We start from the raw sequence: 20,250 nt of genomic DNA on the forward strand, positions 1-20,250 counted from the left end.
GCGGGCACCCATGGGGACACGACTCGTCGTGTCTGGGGCGGGCGGGGCGGTTCGGTCAGGCGCCGCCCCGCCCGTGCCAGGCGCCTCGGCCGCGGGCGCCGTGCCCGAGGTGCGGGCGACCGCCGGTCGCCCCTACGACGTCCGCCCCGCCCATGCGTGGGCGCCGCGGCCCGACGGCGTTGCATGCAACGCCGCTACGTCGGCCTCACCGCCCACGCATGGGCGGGGTGGTGCATTCTGCCCGCTGCCCACTGCCCGACGCTTCGGGCGGGGCGGGGTGGTCCGTAGCTTGCCGCTCCGCCCGTTTCCCCCCGCCCCTGTGGCCCCGCCCGGCCTCTCCGTCGTCACCGCCCCCGGCCTCGGCCCGCTGTTCGAGCGGCTGGCGGCGACGCTGGAGGCCGCCCCGCTCCCGCCGCTCCAGCGCGAGACGGTCGTCGTGTCGCGGAACGCCGGGCTGCGGGCGTGGCTCACGCACGCGCTCGCCGAGCGGGTGGGGTGCGCGGCGTCGCTGGACCTGCCCGCCGTCGTGGGCCTGGTCGACCGCCTCGCCGGGACGCGCCAGGGCGATCAGCCGTTCGAGGCCGGCCCGCTCGCGTGGCGCCTCGCCCCGATCCTGGAGGCGCTCGACGGCGACCCCGTCACCGCCCCGCTCCGGTCGTACCTCGACAAGACGGGGCAGACGATGCCGCTGGCGTCGCGCCTCGCGCGCCTGTTCGACGACTACCAGGTCTACCGGCCCGACGTGCTCGCGGCCTGGGCCGAGGGCGCCGACCCGATCCCCGACTTCGCGCACGGAGCGTGGCAGGCGGCGCTCTGGCGGGCGCTCCTCGCGGACGGCCTGGAGCACCGCGGGCTCCTGCTCGACCGGCTCCGCGCTCAGCTCGACCGCCCCGCCCCGCGGCTCGCGCTGCCGCCGCGGATCTCGGTCTTCGGCGGCCTCGTGCTCCCGCCGGTCTACGCCGGGATGCTCGCCGCGCTCGCGCGCCACGTCCCGGTCACGGTCTACGCCGTCACGCCGGGGCACGAGCCGACGACGGAGCCGCACGCGCACCCGCTGCTCCGCGCCCTCGCGGGCCGCACGCGCGACTTCTGGAGCGTCCAGGCCGAGCTGGGGGCGCCGGCGCCCGAGCGGCTGGCCGCCCAGCCCGAGGTCGGGGCGGGGCGGGCAAGTCCCCCTCCTGTCCAGGAGGGGCTAGGGGTGGTGGACGAGTCGAGCACGGCGTCCCAACCTGCCGCCGACGGGCGGGGCGGGTCTTTCCCCTCCCCCCGGCGGGGGGAGGCCGGGAGGGGGGGCGACCGCCCCGCCCCTACCGACGTCTGTCCCCCACCCCAGCCCTCCCCCGGTGGGGGAGGGGGACCTCGGACAGCCGCGGCCGCCCCGCCCACAGCGCTCGCTCAGTTGCGCGCCGCGCTCGGCGCCGACGCCCCGCCCGCGGCGCCGGTCCCGCTCGACGCCGCCGACCGGTCGGTCCGGGTCCACGACTGCCACTCGCCGCGGCGCGAGCTGGAGGCGCTCCGCGACGCGCTCCTCGACGCCTTCGCCGACGTGCCCGGGCTGCGGCCGTCGGACGTGCTCGTCGTCGTCCCCGACCTCGCCGTCTACGCCCCGCTCGTCGACGCCGTGTTCGAGGCCGAAAGCGCGACCGGCGACGGGGGCGGGGCGGTGGTCCGGCTCCCGGTCCACGTCGTGAACCACCCGCACGCGCCGGCGCTGCGCGTGGTCGAGGCGTTCCGCAAGGCGCTCCGCATGCACGACGGGCGCGTGACGGCGTCGGAGCTGCTCGACCTGCTGGGCTACCCCGTCGTGCGGCAGGCGGCCGGCATCCGCGAGGACGAGCTCCCGCGGCTCCGGGCCTGGGTGAAGGAGGCCGGCGTGTGCTGGGGGCTCACCGGCGAGCGCAAAGAGCGGTTCGGGCTCCCGGCCGACGACCTCCACACGTGGCGCTACGGGCTCGACCGGCTCCTCCTCGGCGTCATGACGGGCGGGGCGGGGGAGAACGCCGCGGCCGAGACCGCCGCGGGCGGGGCGGAGGGCGGGGCCGGCCTCGTCCTCGGCCACGCCGCCTGCGACGCGGCCGGGCTCGACGGCGCCGACCTCCTGGGCCGGTTCTGCGAGTGGGCCGAGGCCCTGTTCTCGGCGCTCGGCGCGATCGACCGCCCCGCCCCGCTCGCTGAGTGGCCGGGGCACCTGCTCCGGTTCCTCGACGGCGTGTTCGCGGCCGAGGCCGAGGAGGAGGTCGAGGCCGTCGTGTTCCTGCGCGGCCTCGCCGCCGACCTCGCCGGGCTCGACGAGCTGGCCTCGTCGCCGGGCTCCGACGTCCCGTTCCGCGTGGTCCGCGCGCACCTGGACGGCGCGGCCGGTTCGTTCGAGCAGCGCGAGGCCGTCCTCACGGGGCGCATCACCGTCGCCGACCCGCTCGTGCTCCGCCACGCCCCGTTCCGCGTCGTCGCGTTCCTGGGCTTGGGCGACGGCGTGTGGCCGCGGCCCGAGACGCCGGCCGGGTTCGACCTGCTCGCCCAGCACCCGCACCCGGGCGACGCCTCGCCGCGGGCGACCGAAAAGCAGCTGTTCGTCGACGCCGTGCTGGCCGCAGGCGACCGCCTCGTCCTGTCCTACGTCGGCCGGTCCGAGAAGGACAACGCCGAGCGCGCCGCCTCGGTCTGCCTCGACGCCTTCCTCGACGCCTGCGACCTCCACTGGGGGCCGGCGGGGCGGGAGCAGTTCGTGGTCCGCCACCGGCTCCAGCCGTTTGCCGAGAGCTACTTCGACCGCGCCGGCCCGACGAGCTACGCCGGCCAGCACCTCGTGGCGCGCGCTCAGGCCGCCCCGCCCCGCCCGTACCACGACGGCGGCCCGCTCCCCGACGAGGACGACGCCGGCGAGGTCACGCTCGCCGACCTCGCCGCGGCGTGGACGAACCCGAGCCAGTTCGCCGTCCGCCGCCGGCTGAAGGTGTCGCTGGACCTGGAGGAGGACGCCGTCCGCGACGACGAGCCGGTGACGCTGGGCGGGCTTGAGCGGTGGCGCGTCCGCGAGGCGGTCGTCGAGGGCGCGCTGGGTGGGCTGAGCGACACCGATCTGGAGGCGCTCCTGCTCCGCGGCGGCCTGCTTCCGGGCGGGGCGCCGGGCGCCGCGCTCCTCCGCCGGATCCGCGCCGAGGCCGCCCCGGTCGTCGACGCCGTCCGCGCCTGGGGGCCGACGGAGCCGCGCGCGGTCGAGGTCGACGTCGCCGGCACGCGCGTCGTGGGGACCGTCCCGCACCTGGGCGAGCGGGGCGCGCTCCGCTACCGGGCCGGCGCCGTCCGCCCGCGGCACCTCGTGGCGTCCTGGCTCGACCACCTCGCGCTGTGCGCGGTCGAGGGCGGGGCGGGCAGGTCGTGCACGGTCGGCATCGACGGGACGGCCCACTTCGAGTCGGTCCCCGCCCACGAGGCGCGGGCGCTCCTCGGCGCGCTCGCCAAGGGCTACCACCAGGCGCGGGCGGGGCGGCTCCCGGTCTACGAGCGCGCCTCGCACGCCTACGCCGACAAGCTCTCCTCGCGCGACCTGGCCGACTACGCGGGCCGCGTGGTCGAGGGCCGCCGCTCCCGGTCGTTCCGGCCGGCGACGGGCGCCGTCATCGCCGCGCGCAAGGCGTTCGACCCGTGGGGCGACGCCCGCGGCGACCGCGACGACGCCTACGTCGCGCTCGCGACGCGCGGCCGCGACCCGTTCGAGCGCGAGGAGCCGTTCGCCAAGTGGTCGCTCGCGCTGTGGGCGCCGCTCCTCCACGCCCGCCGCGAGGGCGTCCCGTCGTGAGCCAGCGGTCCCTGTTCGACGGCCCGCCCCCCGAGGGCGCCGCCCCGCCCGGCGGCGAGGCCGGCGGCGACGGCGCGGCCGCCCCGCCCGTCAGCGAGGGCGGGGCGGGGGACGAGATGGGCGCAGGTGCTGAGCCGACTCCAGAAGGGCGGGGCGGAGACAGTCCCCCTCCTGGACAGGAGGGGCTAGGGGTGGTGGAGGAGTCGAGCACGGCGTCCCGACCTGCCGCTGACGGGCGGGGCGGGGTGGACCCCTCACCCCAGCCCTCCCCCGGTGGGGGAGGGGGACTCCGAACAGGTGCCGCCGCCCCGCCCGAGGCCGCCCCGCCCGAGGCCGCCCCGCCCGAGGCCGCCCCGCCCGAGGCCGCCCCGCCCGCACCCCCCGCCGACGCCGCCATCGCAGAGGCTCCGCCTCCACTCCGCGCGGCATCGGCTGTCCCCCTTAGTAAGGGGGACAGTCCGAGCGCCCTTGAGCGCAGCGATGGGCGCTCGGACGGGGGGTGCACTCTTGACCGCCCCGCCCCGCCCCAGTCGCCCGAGCGGGGCGGGGCGGCCCTGTCCCTCGTGCCACGCCCGGGCGGGGCGGCCGACGTGCCGCCGTTCGAGTACTGGGCCACGCCCGTCGAGCCCGGGCGGACGCTCGTCGAGGCGAGTGCCGGGACCGGCAAGACGTTTGCGATCGCAGGCCTCGTGCTCCGCCTCGTGCTGGAGGGCGAGTGGCTGGGCGCGGCGCCCGACCTCCGCCGGCTGCTCGTGGTCACGTTCACGAACGCGGCGACCGACGAGCTGAGGACGCGCGTGCGCGCGGCGCTCCGCCAGGCGCTCGCCGTCGCGCGTGGGCAGGTCGAACCCGACGACCTTACGCGGCCGCTCGCCGAGCTCCTCGCCCGCGACGGCGCCGAGGGCCGGCTGCTCGCCGCGCTCGACCGCGTGGACGAGGCCGGCATCTTCACGATCCACGGGTTCTGCCGGCGCGTGCTGGAGCAGGCGGCCTTCGAGAGCGGGACGCCGTTCGACCTGGACTTTGTCGAGGACGCCGACAGCGCCGCCCTCCGCGCGCGCGCCGCCGCCGACGCCTGGGCACGGCTCACGCACGCGAACCCGCTCCTGACGGCGCTCGCGCTCCACCACGGCCGGACGCCCGACGCCCTCGTCGCCCACCACGCGGCCGTCGCCGACTTCCCGCACGTCCGCGTGCTGCCCGAGGCGCCGGACCTGGACGCCGCGCTCGATGCGCTCGCCGAGGCCCGGGCCGCGCTCGACGCCGCCTGGGACGCCGACGCCGTGGGCGCGCTCCTCGGTTCCCTCGACTGGAACCAGGACGCCCCGCTCGACGGGCCGGGCGGGGCGGACGTCCTCCGCCGCGTGGCGGCGTTCGCGGGCGGGGCGGAGCCGGACGCGATCGCGGCCGTCGCCCTATGCACAGCCGAGGCGGTCCAGAAAAAGGCGACGACGCGGAGCAAGGCGCAGAAGGCGGCCGTCGCGGCGGCCCTGGCCCACCCCGCCCTCGCCGCGTGCGAGGCGGTCATGGAGGCCGCGCGGGCCGTCGACCTCGCGTTCGTCCGCCGGTTCATCGTCGAGGTGGAGGACCAGATCGAGGCGATCAAGGAGCGGCGCGGGCAGCTCACGTTCGGCGACCTCATCACGCGGCTCCACGACGCGCTCCACGACCGCGCGACCGGCCCGGCGCTCGCCGAGACGATCGGCCGCCAGTTCTCGGTCGCCCTCATCGACGAGTTCCAGGACACCGACCCGCTCCAGTACGCCATCTTCAAGACGGCGTTTGCGGGCCGCCCGCTGTACTTCGTCGGCGACCCGAAGCAGGCCATCTACGCCTTCCGCGGCGCCGACGTCCACGCCTACCTGGGCGCGCAGCGCGAGGCCGACCGCCGGTTCACGCTGGGCACCAACTGGCGCAGCGCGGCCGGCTTGGTCGACGCCGTCAACGCCGTCTTTGCGCGGCCCGAGCGGGCGTTCCTGTTCGACGACATCCCGTTCCGCCCCGTCCACGCCGCCCGCCGCGAGCCCGCGTTGCAGGACGGCGCCACACCTGGAGGGGACGGCGGGGCCACCCCGCCCCTCGTGTGGTGGCCGATGCCGACGAAGGAGGACGGCCAGCCGATGGGGAAGGGGGCCGTGCAGGCGGAGATCCCGGCGTTCGTGGCCGCCGAAGTGCGCCGGCTCTTGGCCGAGGCCCGGCTGGGCGACCGCGCGCTGGAGCCCGGCGACATCGCCGTGCTCGTCCCCACGCGGTTCCAGGCGAACGACGTGCAGGCGGCGCTCCAGGGCGTCGGCGTGCCGTCGGTCGTGTCGCGGTCGAACGACGTCCGCGACAGCGCGGCGATGGCCGACGTCGAGCTCGTGCTCCGCGCCGTGCTCCGGGCGGGCGACGAGCGCGCGCGCCGCGCCGCGCTCTCGACCGAGCTCTGGGGGTGGACGGCCCGCGAGATCGCCGGCCTCGACGACGACCCCGAGACCGACGCGGCCGTCGCGGGGCGGCTCCGCGAGTGGCAGCGCATGTGGCGGCGGGGCGGCGTGCTCGGCGTGCTCGTCGCCTTCCAGGAGGCCGAGGGCGTGCTCGACCGGCTGCTCGCCCGGCCCGACGGCGAGCGCTGGGCGACCGACCTCCGCCACACGGCCGAGCTCCTCCACGAGATCGAGCGGGCCGGCGCACGCTCGCCCGACGACCTCCTGCACTGGCTCCGCCACCGGACGGAGCAGGCGCTGCCCTCGCGCGGCATGAAGGAGCTGCGGCTGGAGCGCGACGCGGCGGCCGTCACGATTACCACGCACCACAACGCGAAGGGGCTGGAGTACGAGGTCGTGTTCCTCCCGTACCTCTGGGCCGTCAGCGAGCGGGCCTACAAGCGGCAGGACCCCGTCCTCGCGCGGACGCCGGACGGGGTGGTCTACGACCTGGGCTCGCCCGAGGCCGACGACCACGACCGGCTCCGCCAGGCCGACGCGCTCGCCGAGGGCGTCCGCACGGCGTACGTGGCGCTCACGCGGGCGCGCGAGCGGTGCTACGTGGTCTGGGGGCCGGTCACGTCGTGGCGCACGCGGGTCGACAACGTGTCCAGCCTGGGTTACCTCTTGTGTGGCCACGACGCCGAGCGGGGCGGCGGCCTGGCCGACCACGTCGAGGCGGCCCGCAAGCGCGCGGCGCAGGACGACGTGCTGGCCTCGGTTCACGCGCTCGACCCGACCGGCCGGCTCATGGCCGTCGTCGCCCCGCCCTCGCTCGACGACGCCGCCCCGCCCGCCCCGCCCGCCCCCGCGCGGGGCGGGGCGGCGCTCGCGCTCCCGGACGACGCGCGGCGGCGCCTGGACTCGCCCTGGAAGCGGGCCTCGTTTACGGCGTGGACGGCCGGGCGCGACGCGGACGGGCGGGGCGGCGGGCTCGCGGCGTCGGACGAACCGGCCGCCCCGCCCGAGGCCCGCGCCGACGCCGAGCCGACCGGCCTCCACGCCTTCGCCGCCGGCGCCGGCCCGGGGACGTGCCTCCACGAAATCCTCCAGTACGCCAAGTGGGGGGACGACGAGGACGCCGCCGAGGCCAACCGCGAGACGGTCGCCCGGCGCCTGGAGCGGCACGGGCTGGCCCTGCCGCGCCGCCACCGCGCCCGCATCGACCCGGCGGCCGAGGTCCTGGCCCTCGTCGAGCGCGTGGCGACCGCCCCGCTCCTGGGCGGGGTGGCGCTCCGAGACGTGGAGGCGGCGGCGCTCGCGCCCGAGTGGGACTTTACCCTGCCCCTCGCGCGCGTGGCGCCGGGCGCCCTCGCCGACGTGTTCCGCGCCCACGGCGCGGCGCCCTTCGGGGCCGACTACGCGGACGCCCTCGCGCGCCTGTCGCCGGCCGCCGTCGACGGCTTCCTCGTGGGCTCAGCCGACCTCGTGGCGTTGGCCGACGACCGCTGGTGGGTGGTCGACTGGAAAAGCAACCGGTTGGGGGCGGACGCCTCGGCCTACGCGCCGGAGGCGCTCCAGGCGACTATGCTGGAGCACCACTACGGCCTCCAGCTCCACCTCTACACGCTGGGCCTCCACCGCTACCTCCGCTCACGTCTGGGCGCGGCCTACGCCTACGAGACGCACGTGGGTGGGGCGGTCTACGCGTTCCTCCGCGGACTGGGCGGGGCGGCCACCCCGCCCGACGACGCGGACGACGCGGGGCGGGGCGGGGCGGCGGGGCTGTTCCGGCACCGGCCGTCGGCGGCGCTCGTGGAGGCGCTGGACGGGCTGCTAGCGGGGTAGAGCGGGGGCGAACGGATCGAGTGTTGCGGAGCCTCGCGAAGCGCCGAACCCGTTGAGGCTACGGTTTCGCCGCCCTTCGGCTGTGTAGCTGGCTCCGTTGCGCGGCGGGCGGCTCCGTATTCTGGCGGCCGATGAGTCGTCCGCCCCAGATCGTCATCGACACGAACGTCGTCGTCGCGGCCCAACGGTCAGGGTGCGGGGCCTCGTCGCTCCTCCTCTCGCTTATCGGGACCGGCGCGTTCGACATCCACCTCTCGGTCCCGCTCGCGTTCGAGTACGAGGCCGTCCTGACCCGCCAGCGGAAGGAGATCGGGCTGTCTCGGCGCGATGTGGACGACATCGTGGACTCGCTGTGTGCCCTGGCCGTCCCCCACCGGATCTACTTCCTGTGGCGGCCGTACCTCCGGGACCCGGACGACGAACACGTCCTCGAGCTCGCCGTGGCCGCCGGGTGCGACTACGTCGTGACCTACAACCGGACCGACTTTGCCGGGGCTGAGCGGTTCGGCGTCAGCGTGGCCGACCCGAAGGAGCTCCTCCGGGAGATCGGCGCGATACCTTAACCGTTCCACTCGCCCTCCCGCGCCATGAGCACGCTGAGCCTGAACATCCCGCGCTCGCTCCAGGAGCAAGCCGAGGCGCTGGCGGCCCGAGAGGGCGTCTCCGTCGGGGAGCTCGCTACGCTCGCGCTCGCGGAGAAGGTGGCGTCGGTGGCGACGGTGGACTACCTGGCCGAGCGGGCAAAGCGGGGGGGGCGGGAAAAGCTGCTGGCGGTGCTGGCGAAGGCGCCGGACGTGGAGCCGGAGGCGCACGACCGGCTGTAGGTACCCGGGGGCGTAGACCCCGCCCCGCCCGCACCCCGCCCTATGCGTAGGCTCCCGCACGCCGTCGCCGACGCGCTCGACCGGCTCGCCGAGGCCGAGGCCGCCGCGCCCATCGACCTCGCGCTCGGGCGGATGGTCGCTGGCCTCGACGCCGAGCACGGCGCGCCCGACGCCGACCGCGCGCGGGCGCTCGCGCTCTCGACGGCCCTCGTCAGCCGCGCGCGGCGCGACGGCCACAGCGCTGTCGCCCTGGGCGAGCACGCCGGCCTCCCGTTCCCCGAGGACGAGCACGCGCCCGCTTCCGCAGGGCGGGGCGGGCGCGGCCTGCCGATCCTCCCCGCTCTCGACGCGTGGCGCGCACACCTGGAGGCGAGCCCGGCCGTCGGAGCGGCCGCGGGCGGGGCGGCCCCGCTCGTCCTCGACCGCGACCGGCTCGCGCTGCGCCGGTTCGTCGACGCCGAGCGGCGGACGGCCGCGGCCGTGCTCGCGCGCGTCGGCCCGGCGCTCGCCGCCCCGCCCGCGGCGGCCGCCGAGGCGTTCGGGGCGCTGTTCCCGCCGCGCGCGGATGGAGCGCTGGACCGGCAGGCGCTGGCCGCCGCCGCCGCGCTCCGCCAGCGCGTCCTGCTGGTGGCCGGCGGGCCGGGCACGGGCAAGACCTACACGGCGACCCGCATCCTCGCCCTCCTGCGCGCCGCTCAGCCCGACCTCCGCGTCGCGCTCGCCGCGCCGACGGGGAAGGCCGCGGCCCGCCTGAGCGAGAGCCTCGCGGGTGGCGTCGCTGACCTGGGTGAGCGCGGCGCCGGCCTGCCGACCGAGGCCGTCACGCTGCACCGGCTGCTCGGGGCGCACCCCGAACGCGCCGGCTTTCGCCACGACGCGCGCGCACCGCTCCCCCACGACCTCGTGCTCGTCGACGAGGGCTCAATGGTGGACCTGCCGCTGTTCGACGCCTTGCTCGCGGCGCTCCGCCCCGAGGCCCGGCTCGTCGTCCTGGGCGACCCGGACCAGCTCCCGCCGGTCGAGGTCGGCTCCACGTTCGCCGACCTGTGCGCGGCCGGCACCGGCCCCGCCCCGCCCGGGCTGGACGCGTTTTGCGGCGCGCTCGGCCTGGGCGGGGTGGAAGCAGATCCCGACGCCGCCCCGCTCGCCGCGTCGGTCGTGGCGCTCACCGAGAGCCGCCGGTTTACGGCCGACTCCGACGTGGGCGTGTTCGCCGTCGCCGTCCGCGACGGAGACGCGGGCGGGGCGGTGGCCGCGCTCCGGGACCGCCCCGCCCTGGACTTGGTGGAGGACGACCCTGCCGGGGCCGCCGTCGCCTGGGCGGGGCGGTTCGCGCCGGACGTGGTGACGGCGGAGACGCCGGAGGCGGCGCTAGAGGCGCTCGGCCGGTTCCGCTTGTTGGCGGCCGTCCGCCGAGGGCCGCGCGGGGTCGAGGGGCTGAACGAGGCGGTCGAGCGGGCGCTGCGCCAGGCGGGGCACGTCCGGTGGAGCCCGTACGGCGACCGCCTCTACCCGGGCCGCCCGCTCCTCGTGACCCAGAACGACCGGACGACCGGCCTCGCGAACGGCGATGTCGGCGTGCTGTGGCGCGTCGAGAACCGCGACGTGGTCGTCTTCCCCGACCGCGAGCCCATCGCCTTCGAGCGCCTCCCCGCCCACGAGCCGGCGTGGGCGCTGACGGTCCACAAAAGCCAGGGGTCCGAGTTCGACGCCGTCGGCGTGGTCCTGCCCGAGCCGGGCACGCGCGGGGCCGCGTTCGTCTCGCGGCGGCTCCTCTACACGGCCGCCACGCGTGCCCGGGGCGGGGTGGTCGTCTTTGGCGACGCCGACGCCGTCGAGCGGGCCGTGGCGACGGACGCGCCCCGCGCGTCGGGGCTGGCGGAGCGGCTGGGCGGGGCGGCGGACTAGGGCGGGGCGGAGCACGAGGGCGTGGCGCCGTACGTTGGCTTACGCCCCACCCACGGACCGATGGACCGCGCCGACGTCTACCACTCCGACCCCGAAATCCTCGGCGGCACGCCTGTGTTTACCGGAACCCGCGTGCCCATCGACACGCTCCTCGTCTATCTGCGCAAGGGGAAGCGGATTGAGGACTTCCGCGACGACTTTCCGACGGTCACGCGCGACCAAGCGGAGGCCTTGCTTGAGCTGGCGGGGCGGGAGCTGGCCGCGTGATCCGGGTCCTCCTCGACGAAAACGTGCCGCGCAAGCTGAAGCGGCATCTGGAGGCCGAGGCGGTGACCGTGCCGGAGCGCGGGTGGGGCGGGGTCAAGAACGGGCGGCTGCTCCACCTCGCCGCGGCCGAGTTCGACGTGTTGCTCACGATGGACCGGGGCATTGAGCACCAGCAGAACCTGAGCGGGATCGACCTCTGTCTCATCGTGCTCTCGGCGGCGAGCAATGACATCGACGACCTGCTTCCGCTCGTCCCGTCCATCAACGCGGCGTTCCCTCGCGTTGCGCCCGAGCGGGTGATCTCCGTCTCACGGTAGTCGCCGCCCCGCCCCGCTCACCCCGCCCCGCCCGCGTCGTCCGGCACGAGGTAGCCCTCGGCGAGCGCCGTGTAGGCCGCGACCTGCTCGCGCTCCCAGTCGCCGTCGCGGTCTAGCTCCTCGGCCAGGAGCGCCGCCACGCGCGGGGCCATCTCGATGCTCGCGCGGGCGTCCAAGAGCAGCTCGCGCGTCCGCCGCGAGAGGACGTCCTCGACCGTCCGCGCCATCTCGTGGCGGGCCGCCCACACGACCTGCCCCGCGCGGACCGGCCGGGCGGGGTGGAGCCGCTCACCGAGGGCGGGGTGGTCGTCCATCAGCGCCTGGAGCAACGGAGCGTCGGACCCGTAGGCGGCGAGGTCGCCCGCCCCGCCCGCCTCCGCCCCGCCCGCCCCGCCCGCGCCGTGGATGGGCAGGTCCGCGGTGGGGCAGGGCCGCTCGGGGAGGCCGGCGAGGACGGCCGCCTGGTCGACCGTGTCCTCGGCCATCTTGCGGTAGGTCGTCCACTTGCCGCCGGTGATCGTGACCAGGCCGGAGTCGGCGATGTGGAGGACGTGGTCGCGCGAGAGCGCCGCCGTCCCGCCTTCGGCCGACGGGTCGGCGACGAGCGGGCGGAGGCCGGCGAACACGCTCTTGACGTCGGCCGGCGACGGGTCGCGCGTGAGGTAGCGGGCGGCGTGGCGGAGCAGGAAGTTGAGTTCTTCAGGGAGCGCGCGCGGCTCGGCCGCGGCGCCGTCGACCAGTGTGTCGGTCGTCCCCACGACGACCACGTCGCGCCAGGGGATCGCGAAGAGGACGCGGCCGTCGTCGGTCTTCGGCACCATGATGGCGCTGTCGCCGGGCAGGAAGCTCCGGTCGAGCACGATGTGGACGCCCTGGCTGGCCTGGACCATGGGCGGGGCGGCGGCGTCGTCCATGTGCCGCACGCGGTCGGTCCACACGCCGGTCGCGTTGACGACGACGCGGGCCGGAATCGTGACCGTCTCGCCCGTCTCGCCGTCACGGGCGACGACGCCCGTCACCTCGACACCGTCCTTGGTCAACCCCGTGACCTCGCAGTACGTGAGGATTGCCGCCCCCTGCTCGGCCGCCGTCTGCGCCATGTTGACCGCGAGGCGGGCGTCGTCGAACTGGCCGTCGTAGTAGACCACGCCGCCGTCCAGCCCGTCGGGCTCGATCGTCGGGAGGCGCTCCAGCGTCTCCTCGCGCGAGAGCCGGCGGCTCCGCCCGAACCCCGACCGCCCCGCCATGAGGTCGTACACCTTCATGCCGATCCCGTAGAACGGCCCCTCCCACCACGCGTAGTTCGGGACCACGAACGCGAGGTCGTGGACGAGGTGCGGGGCGTTCTTGAGGAGTGTGCCCCGCTCCTTCAGCGCCTCCAGCACGAGCGACACGTTCCCCTGCCGGAGGTACCGGACGCCGCCGTGGACCAGCTTGGTCGAGCGGCTGGACGTGCCCTTGGCGAGGTCGTCGCGCTCCAGGAGCAGCGTCTTGTAGCCCCGGGCCGCGGCGTCGATGGCGCAGCCCAGCCCGGTCGCCCCACCCCCGACGACGACGATGTCCCAGGGCTCGGTGGCCTCGTCGATGGCGCGGCGGGCGGTGTCTCGGTCCAGCATGTGGGGGCGGGGTGGGGGCGGGGTGGCCCGTACGTCGGGCGGGGCGGGGTGGTCCGGGCGTGGGGCGGGCGCCGCCCCGCCCTCGGTGGCCGCCCCAACATCCGTCCCCCTCCCCGGCCCTCCCCCGGTGGGGGAGGGAGACTCCTTGTAAACAACTAGGCTGCCCCGCCCACGGCACCACGGGCGGGGCGGGGTGGATGTGCCCGGTCCGGGGATGCCGAGGAGGCGACCGTACCGAGTACCCTGTACCTCGTACCCGCCGTCAAGCTGCGGCCCACCCGCGCGCGCGGTCGAGCGCGCGGCCCCACCCCGCCCGGCGGTCGGCGGCCTCGTCGGGGGAGATGGCCGGCTCGAAGCGGCGGTCGAGCTGCCACTGCGCGTCGACCTCGTCCTCGGTCCAGAACCCGACGGCGAGGCCGGCCAGGAGGGCCGCCCCCAGCGCCGTCGTCTCCGTCACGGCGGGGCGGACGACGGGGACCTGGAGGAGGTCGGCCTGGATCTGCATCAGGAGGTCGTTGGACGCCGCCCCGCCGTCGACGCGGAGCTCGGAGACGGCGAGGCCGGCGTCGGCCTCCATCGCGTCGAGCACGTCGGCCACCTGGAAGGCGATGCCGTCGAGCGTGGCGCGGGCGACGTGCGCCGCCGTAGTGCCGCGCGTGAGACCGAGGAGCGTGCCGCGCGCGTCGGCGTCCCAGTGCGGCGCGCCGAGCCCGGTGAACGCCGGGACGAGGACGACGCCGTCGGCGTGCTCGACCCGCCGCGCGAGGGCCTCGACCTCGGACGCCGAGCGGATGATCCCGAGCCCGTCGCGGAGCCACTGCACGGCGGCGCCGGCCACGAAGACGCTGCCCTCGAGCGCGTACTGGGCGGGGCGGTCGCCGCGCCGCCACGCGACCGTCGTGAGCAGGTTGTTCGCCGACGCGACCGCCTCCCCGCCCGTGTTCATCAGCAGAAAGCAGCCCGTGCCGTAGGTGTTTTTCGCGAGCCCCGGCGCCGTGCACCGCTGGCCGAACGTGGCCGCCTGCTGGTCGCCCGCGATGCCGGCGACAGGGACCTCGGCCGAGAGCAGCGCCCCGCTCGTGCGCGCGTAGACCTCGGACGACGACCGGACCTCGGGGAGCATCGACCGCGGCACGTCGAGGAGCGCGAGCAGGTCGTCGTCCCAGTCGCCCGTGTGGAGGTTGAAGAAGAGCGTCCGGCAGGCGTTGGTCACGTCCGTCAGGTGCTCCGCCCCGCCCGTGAGGTTCCACACGAGCCAGCTGTCGACGGTCCCGAAGGCGAGGTGCCCGGCCTCGGCGGCCTCGCGGGCGCCGTCGACGTGGTCGAGGATCCAGCGGACCTTGGTGCCCGAGAAGTAGCTGTCGAGGACGAGCCCGGTCTTCTCGCGGACCGTCGCCTCGTGTCCCGCCTCCCTCAGCGCGTCGCAGAGCGGGGCGGTCCGCCGGTCCTGCCACACAATCGCGCGGTGGACGGGCTGGCCGGTCCGCCGGTCCCACACGACGACCGTCTCGCGCTGGTTCGTGATCCCGACTGCCGCGAGGTCGCTCGGGGCCACGCCCGCGCGCGTGAGCACCTCGGCGGCCACGCCGGCCTGCGACGACCACAGCTCGGTCGGGTCGTGCTCGACCCAGCCGGGCCGCGGGAAGTGCTGCTCGATCTCCTTTTGCGCGGTCCCGGCGATCCGCCCCGCCCGGTCGAACAGGATGGCGCGGGACGAGGTCGTGCCCTGGTCGAGGGCGAGGACGTGCGTGGGCATGGGGGCTCGGGTACGGGGTGCGCGGTACAGGGTACTCGCCGGCCGGCCGCCCCGCCTACACCGCCGTGCCCGGCGCCTTCGGAAACCCGCCGCCCCGCCCGAACGCAGCGGCGGCCCCCCGCTTAGGTGCGAGGGGCCGCCGTGGCTGCCCGACAAGGAATCGAACCTTGAACCTCCAGATCCAGAAACTGGCGCTCTGCCAATTGAGCTATCGGGCAGGGTCTCCGCCGGAGCGGAGGACCGGAAACGTACGGCGCCGACCGGCCGCGGATCAACCGCGCGGGGCGGGGTGGGGCGTCTCCACCCTGTTTTCGATCTCCGCCCCGCCCGCGCCCTGCGCGCCCGCGGCGCCGAGGGCGGGGCGGGCCAGGGCGTCGACCGCGTCCGGCGGCCGCTCGCGCCACGCGGCGATCTGGTCGAGGATCATCCCGCGCACGCGCTCGCGGAGCGCCGGCACGTCGGCCTCGGTCAAGCCCTCGGTGGGGACCGGCGGGAGCACGGCGAGGCGCACGTCGGCGCGGCCGAACGTCCACCCGTGCTTGGGGATCGCGTCCATCGTGCCGTCGATGGCCAGCGGGAGCACGGGGACGCCAGCCTGCACGGCGAGCGAGAACGCGCCGTCGTAGAACCGCTTGAGCCGGCCGTCTCGGGAGCGCGTGCCCTCGGCGAAGAACATGACCGAGCAGCCCTGGGCCAGCACGCGCCGCGCGCGCAGCACGACGGCCGACCGGCTGTTCGGATCGCGGCGGTCGACGGGGATGTCCTCGGCCATCCGCTGGAGCCACCCCATGACCGGCACGCGGAACAGCTCGGCCTTCGTCACCCACTTCATCTCCCACGGGAGCTTCGAGATCACGGGGATGTCGGCCAGCGACTGGTGGTTGGAGACGACGACGTACGGGTGGCGGAGCGCGGCCGGGTCGACGCCGCCGACCCGGACTGACCACGCCGGGTTGATGCTCGGGACGAGCGCGCCGAGGTCGCGGAACGCGCGCCCGGTGCGGACGCGGGCCGGCGTCCGGTCGAACAGGCGGATGACGGCGATGACGGGGAGCGCGAGGAGGACGAGGACGGCGATCGCGGCCCACGTCAGGACGGACTGTACGGCTTTCATGCGGGCGGGGTGGGGCGGCTGGAACGCAGCACCGTCGCCGACGATTCCCCCCGCATGGACGTCGTCAAAGTGTTCGTCGAGGAGCCCACGGGCCTGGAAGTCGTCGCCGCGGACGCCGACCCCGACGCCCGACGCCGCGGCGCCGGCTTGGGCTCGCTCGACGCGCTCCTCGGCCGCCCCGCCCCGCCCTACGCCCGCGCCTACCTCGCCGGCACCGACTTGAGCGCCGCCCCGCCCCGCGTCGGCCTGACGGCGCTGGCGGAGCCGTCGGCCTGGCTCTCCCCGCTCCTCGCCTGGGCCGGCGACCGCCCGTGGACCCACCTCGGCGCCGACGGGCGGGGCGGGGCGGTGAGCGCAGACGAGGCGGCCGCCGCCCTCCGGGCGCCCGCCGGCGCGCTCGCGCTCGCGCTCGGCGACGTCCCCCTCGACGCGCTCGCCGAGGCGGCGGCAGGCGGGGCGGGCGGGGTGGAGCGCCGGGAGGCCCTCCACGCCCTCCGCCGCGTGCTCGCCGCCGAGGGCGGGGCGGCCCTGTTCCCCGAACCCGCCCACGACGGCTGGGACTGGAGCGTGTTCGCGCGGCGCCCGCTCGACGGCCCGCTCCGCGAGGCGTTCGCGCGCCACCCCGCCCCGCCCGGCGTGCGGCGGTTCGTGGCGCCGTACCGGCGCGCGCGCGGCGAGCACACGTTCTACTTCGAACAGTGGGCGCTCGACCCGCCGCCGGAGTGGGCGGAGGCGGTGTAGACGGCGCCATCTATCAGTTGATAGTAGATTGATAGATAGCTGATAAGCTACCCCGGATGAAGCTCCCCACCCCGCCCCCGGCCCGCGCCGACATGTATTCGGCCGTCTTCCAGCGGTTGGAGCCGGGCGGGGCGGCGCTCGCCGCGTTCACGCGCGAGATGGAGAAGGGGCCTGCCCCTGGTGGCAAGTACCGTCATTGGGACAGTCTCCGGCACGTCCCGTCCCCCAAGGGACTCCGCGCAGAGGATGTGTGGGCCGCGCGGAAGATGGCTCGGATGGGACTCTACCGTATGGTTCCCCTTCTCGACAAGCGGGGCGAGCCGTTCCGGTATGCCCTCGTGGATCCTGTCTTGGAGCGGCTCCACCGGATCGACCGAGACGCTGCAGGGCGCATTGCGCTTCCCGAGCGGACAGCGACGGAGGGCGAGCGGGATCGGTACCTCATGCGGTCGCTCCGCGAGGAGGCCATCGCGTCGAGTCAACTCGAAGGCGCGTCCACGACGCGGCGCGTGGCGAAGGAGATGCTGCGGACGGGCCGGGCTCCGCGGACGCGGTCGGAGCAGATGATCCTCAACAACTACCGCGCGATGGAGTCCGTCCGAGAGCGCGTCGACGAGCCGCTCACGCCGGACGTCGTTACAGACCTCCACCGGGTCGTGACCGAGGGGACGCTCGACGGCAGCGGCCCCTTCCGCCAGGCCGGCGACGGGATCGCGGTGTACGACGATCAGGACCAGCTTCTTCATGCCCCGCCGCCGCCGGACCAGATCGCGGAGCGGCTGGAGCGGATGTGCGCGTTCGCCAACGAGGCTGAGACCGGGGTCTTTCTCCACCCCGCCCTCAAGTCAATCCTCCTCCACTTCTGGCTCGCCTACGATCACCCGTTCGTGGACGGGAACGGGCGGACGGCTCGGGCGCTCTTCTACTGGTCGATGCTGCGCGAGGGGTTCTGGCTGGCTGAGTTCCTGTCGATCTCGACGGTTATCAAGCGGGCGCCAGCGCGGTACGCGAAGTCGTTCCTCTACACGGAGACGGACGACAACGACCTCACCTACTTCATCCTCGCACAGCTCCGCGTGATCGAGCTGGCCGTTCAGGAGCTAGGCGAGCACCTCGAACAGAAGTCCCGCGAGGTCCAGGAGGCCCGTGCGCTCCTTCGGCCGACGGTAGACTTGAACCACCGGCAACTCGCGCTGCTCAGCCACGCCATCCGCCGCCCCGATGCGGCGTACACGATCGCGTCGCACCGGCGGAGCCACGACGTGGCCTACGCGACGGCGCGGGCTGATCTCCTCGACCTCGCGGCCCGCGGCCTCCTCGACAAGCGGAAGCAGGGGCGCGCCTTCGTGTTCACCGTCCCCGCCGACTTGGCAGACCGGCTCAAGAGCCTCGACGCATGACGACCGACGACGACCGCTGGATGGATCGCGCGCTCGCGCTCGCCGCACGGGGCGCCGGCGCCGTCAGCCCCAACCCTCTTGTCGGCGCCGTCGTGGTCAGCCCGGGCGGGGCGGTCTGGGGGGAGGGCTGGCACGGCGCCTGGGGCGGACCGCACGCCGAGGTCTGGGCCGTCCGCGACGCGGAGCGGAACGGGTACGGCGACCGGCTGACGGAGGCGACGCTTTACGTCACGCTCGAACCGTGCAGCCACACCGGCAAAACGCCGCCGTGCACCAGTCTCGTCCTCGACCGCGGATTCCGGCGCGTCGTCGTGGCCCACGAGGACCCGTTCCCGGCCGTGGCGGGGCGGGGCGTCCGGCGGCTCCGCGCGGCCGGCGTCGACGTGGCGGTCGGGGTCCGCGAGCGGGCGGCGCGGCGGTTGAACGAGGCGTTCCTCACGCACGTTCGCACGGGGCGCCCGCTCGTGACGCTCAAGACGGCGGCGACGCTGGACGGGCAGGTGGCCGCGGCGTCGGGCGACAGCCGCTGGGTGACGGGCCGCCCTGCCCGGGCGCTCGTCCACCGGATGCGGGCCGACGCCGACGCCGTCCTCGTGGGCGCCGGCACGGCGCACGCTGACGACCCGGCGCTGACGGTGCGCGCCGCGCCGCTCGGGCCGGGTCAGCGGCAGCCGCTCCGCGTCGTCCTCGACCGCGCAGGCGCGCTGCCGCCCGGGCTCGCCCTGTTCACCGACGGCGCCGCGCCCACCGTCGCCCTCGTCTCCGACGGCGCCGCCCCGCCCTACGCCGACGCGCTCCGGCGCGCGGGCGGGGCGGTGCTCCGCGTGCCCGAGCGGGGCGGCCACCTCGACCTGGGCGCCGCGCTCGACGCGCTCGGGGGCGGGGCGGACCTGCCCAACGGCGTGCGCCCGGTGCAGTCGCTGCTCGTCGAGGCCGGGCCGGGGCTGGCGACGGCGCTTCTGGCCGCCGACCTCGCCGACCGCGTCTGCTGGTTCGTCGCCCCCAAGCTCCTCGGCGCCGGCACGCCGGCCCTGGGCAGCCTCGGGGCGGGGCGGATGGCGGACGCGCTCGCGTTCGAGGACGCGGTGTGGGAGACGGTGGGCGACGACGTTCTCCTCCGGGGCTACCGCCGCGCGGTGTAAGGACCGCCCCGCCCGCTCTCGTCTATGTGTCGCGCGGGCGGGGCGGTTGGGTCGTGCCCGCCGCCCCGCCCGTCCGCCCCGCCCGACGGCGTTGCATGCAACGCCGCGACGGCCGCCCCGCCCACACCGAGGGCGGGGTGGCGCATCTGCTGCCCCCACCACCCCGCCCCATCATGTTTACCGGAATCGTCGAAGAGGTCGGCCAGATCGACGCCGTCACCCCGCTCGCGGGGGGGAAGCGGCTGCGCGTCGCGTGCTCGTTCGCGGACGAGTTGCGCGTGGACGAGAGCGTCGCCGTCGACGGCGCGTGCTTGACGGTCGTGGCGCAGGACGGCGCGGGCTTCGAGGCCGTCGCCGTCGAGGAGACGCTGGCGAAGACGGCGCTCGGCGACCGCCGCGCGGGCGACGGCGTGAACCTGGAGCGGGCGCTCCGTCTGCCGGCCCGGCTCGACGGCCACCTCGTGCAGGGCCACGTCGACGCGACGGGAACGGTCGAGGCCGTCGACGCGCTCGGCGACTCGCACCTCGTCCGCATCGCCTACCCCGAGCGGTTCGCGGACAACCTGATCCCGGTCGGCTCCGTCACCGTCGACGGCGTTTCGCTGACGGTCGCGCGGCTGGACGAGCCGGCGGGGACGTTCGCCGTCGCCGTCATCCCGCACACCTGGCAGAAGACGTCGGCGGGGCGGTGGCGGGTCGGACAAGCCGTGAACCTGGAGTTCGACCTCGTCGGCAAGTACGTGCTCCGCTCGACGCGGCGGCAGGACGAAACGGCAGGGCGCGAGCGGCAGGCGTAAAGCTCCGTGAAGACGGAACGGCAGGGCGCGCTAGGGGAAACTCTCAGCGGCCCCTGGGGCACTCGGGCAAGCGGCCCGCCTGTCCCTGACAGAAGGGGCAGATGGCCGCCGGTGGCACGCACCGTGCAGGGGACTCCCGCACCATCACATGCCCCCAGACGCATGACTGCCTCCTCTCTCCATTCTGCCCGTCTCGCGAGTCCGTCCGCCCTTCTGATCCGCCTCGGCGCCGTCTCGGCCGCTCTCGTCAGCCTCATGATGTTCTAGCTCGGCCTGCCCGAGCGCCCGTCTGTCGGGCGGTCCCGTCTCGGCTCCA

The 20,250-nt window shown here is 75.9% G+C and carries 14 protein-coding genes and 1 tRNA gene; 11 read left to right on the forward strand and 4 right to left on the reverse strand.

Annotated features, from left to right (window positions below; all coding sequences use genetic code 11):
• Positions 1-319: 319 nt before the first annotated feature.
• The 7 genes from RQM47_RS05130 to RQM47_RS05160 all read left to right on the forward strand — a co-directional run bounded on the left by RQM47_RS05130 (position 320) and on the right by RQM47_RS05160 (position 11,368).
• Positions 320-3,799: an exodeoxyribonuclease V subunit gamma gene (locus RQM47_RS05130; protein ID WP_314007704.1), complete on the forward strand. Its 3,480-nt coding sequence runs from the start codon at positions 320-322 to the stop codon at positions 3,797-3,799.
• Entirely contained in the window at positions 3,796-8,052 is a 4,257-nt protein-coding gene (gene recB / locus RQM47_RS05135; RefSeq protein WP_314007707.1) for an exodeoxyribonuclease V subunit beta, read from the forward strand. Before RQM47_RS05130 ends, recB begins: the two co-directional genes overlap by 4 nt.
• A gap of 131 nt (positions 8,053-8,183) precedes the next feature.
• Positions 8,184-8,615: a PIN domain-containing protein gene (locus tag RQM47_RS05140; protein WP_314007710.1), complete on the forward strand. Its 432-nt coding sequence runs from the start codon at positions 8,184-8,186 to the stop codon at positions 8,613-8,615.
• A 24-nt stretch (positions 8,616-8,639) separates the two neighbouring features.
• Complete coding sequence (locus RQM47_RS05145) at positions 8,640-8,876, forward strand: toxin-antitoxin system HicB family antitoxin (protein ID WP_311662619.1); 237 nt, start codon at positions 8,640-8,642, stop codon at positions 8,874-8,876.
• Positions 8,877-8,918: 42 nt separating this feature from the next.
• On the forward strand, positions 8,919-10,784 hold the full coding sequence (gene recD, locus RQM47_RS05150; RefSeq protein ID WP_314007713.1) for an exodeoxyribonuclease V subunit alpha: 1,866 nt from the start codon (positions 8,919-8,921) through the stop codon (positions 10,782-10,784).
• 60 nt (positions 10,785-10,844) lie between these two features.
• Positions 10,845-11,051: a DUF433 domain-containing protein gene (locus tag RQM47_RS05155; RefSeq protein ID WP_311662617.1), complete on the forward strand. Its 207-nt coding sequence runs from the start codon at positions 10,845-10,847 to the stop codon at positions 11,049-11,051.
• Complete coding sequence (locus RQM47_RS05160; protein WP_311662616.1) at positions 11,048-11,368, forward strand: DUF5615 family PIN-like protein; 321 nt, start codon at positions 11,048-11,050, stop codon at positions 11,366-11,368. The genes RQM47_RS05155 and RQM47_RS05160 overlap by 4 nt, the downstream gene beginning before the upstream one ends.
• A 17-nt stretch (positions 11,369-11,385) precedes the next feature.
• Here the strand turns inward: RQM47_RS05160 and RQM47_RS05165 are convergent, their stop codons facing one another.
• From RQM47_RS05165 to RQM47_RS05180, 4 genes are all read right to left on the reverse strand, one after another.
• Positions 11,386-12,984, reverse strand: a complete 1,599-nt coding sequence (locus tag RQM47_RS05165) for a glycerol-3-phosphate dehydrogenase/oxidase (RefSeq protein ID WP_311662615.1) — start codon at positions 12,982-12,984, stop codon at positions 11,386-11,388.
• A gap of 262 nt (positions 12,985-13,246) precedes the next feature.
• Positions 13,247-14,740 (reverse strand): glycerol kinase GlpK, encoded by a 1,494-nt coding sequence (gene glpK, locus RQM47_RS05170; RefSeq protein ID WP_311662614.1) that lies wholly within the window; start codon positions 14,738-14,740, stop codon positions 13,247-13,249.
• A 142-nt stretch (positions 14,741-14,882) separates the two neighbouring features.
• Positions 14,883-14,958, reverse strand: a tRNA-Gln gene (locus RQM47_RS05175).
• 53 nt (positions 14,959-15,011) lie between these two features.
• Positions 15,012-15,854 carry a lysophospholipid acyltransferase family protein gene (locus RQM47_RS05180; protein ID WP_311662613.1) on the reverse strand — a complete coding sequence of 281 codons (843 nt, stop codon included), beginning with the start codon at positions 15,852-15,854 and terminating at the stop codon, positions 15,012-15,014.
• A 54-nt stretch (positions 15,855-15,908) separates the two neighbouring features.
• Here RQM47_RS05180 and RQM47_RS05185 point away from each other — a divergent pair, with 54 nt between their 5' ends.
• The 4 genes from RQM47_RS05185 (at position 15,909) to RQM47_RS05200 (ending at position 19,934) form a co-directional block, all read left to right on the forward strand.
• Positions 15,909-16,595, forward strand: a complete 687-nt coding sequence (locus tag RQM47_RS05185) for a hypothetical protein (protein WP_311662612.1) — start codon at positions 15,909-15,911, stop codon at positions 16,593-16,595.
• 56 nt (positions 16,596-16,651) lie between these two features.
• A complete protein-coding gene (locus tag RQM47_RS05190) occupies positions 16,652-17,995 on the forward strand; it encodes a Fic family protein (protein ID WP_311662611.1) in 1,344 nt (447 codons plus the stop codon).
• Positions 17,992-19,137, forward strand: a complete 1,146-nt coding sequence (gene ribD, locus RQM47_RS05195; protein WP_314007715.1) for a bifunctional diaminohydroxyphosphoribosylaminopyrimidine deaminase/5-amino-6-(5-phosphoribosylamino)uracil reductase RibD — start codon at positions 17,992-17,994, stop codon at positions 19,135-19,137. The genes RQM47_RS05190 and ribD overlap by 4 nt, the downstream gene beginning before the upstream one ends.
• 95 nt (positions 19,138-19,232) lie before the next feature.
• A complete protein-coding gene (locus RQM47_RS05200; protein WP_311662609.1) occupies positions 19,233-19,934 on the forward strand; it encodes a riboflavin synthase in 702 nt (233 codons plus the stop codon).
• The last annotated feature ends 316 nt before the right edge of the window (positions 19,935-20,250 follow it).

Source organism: Rubrivirga sp. S365 (genome assembly GCF_032248475.1).
GTDB lineage: Bacteria > Bacteroidota > Rhodothermia > Rhodothermales > Rubricoccaceae > Rubrivirga > Rubrivirga litoralis.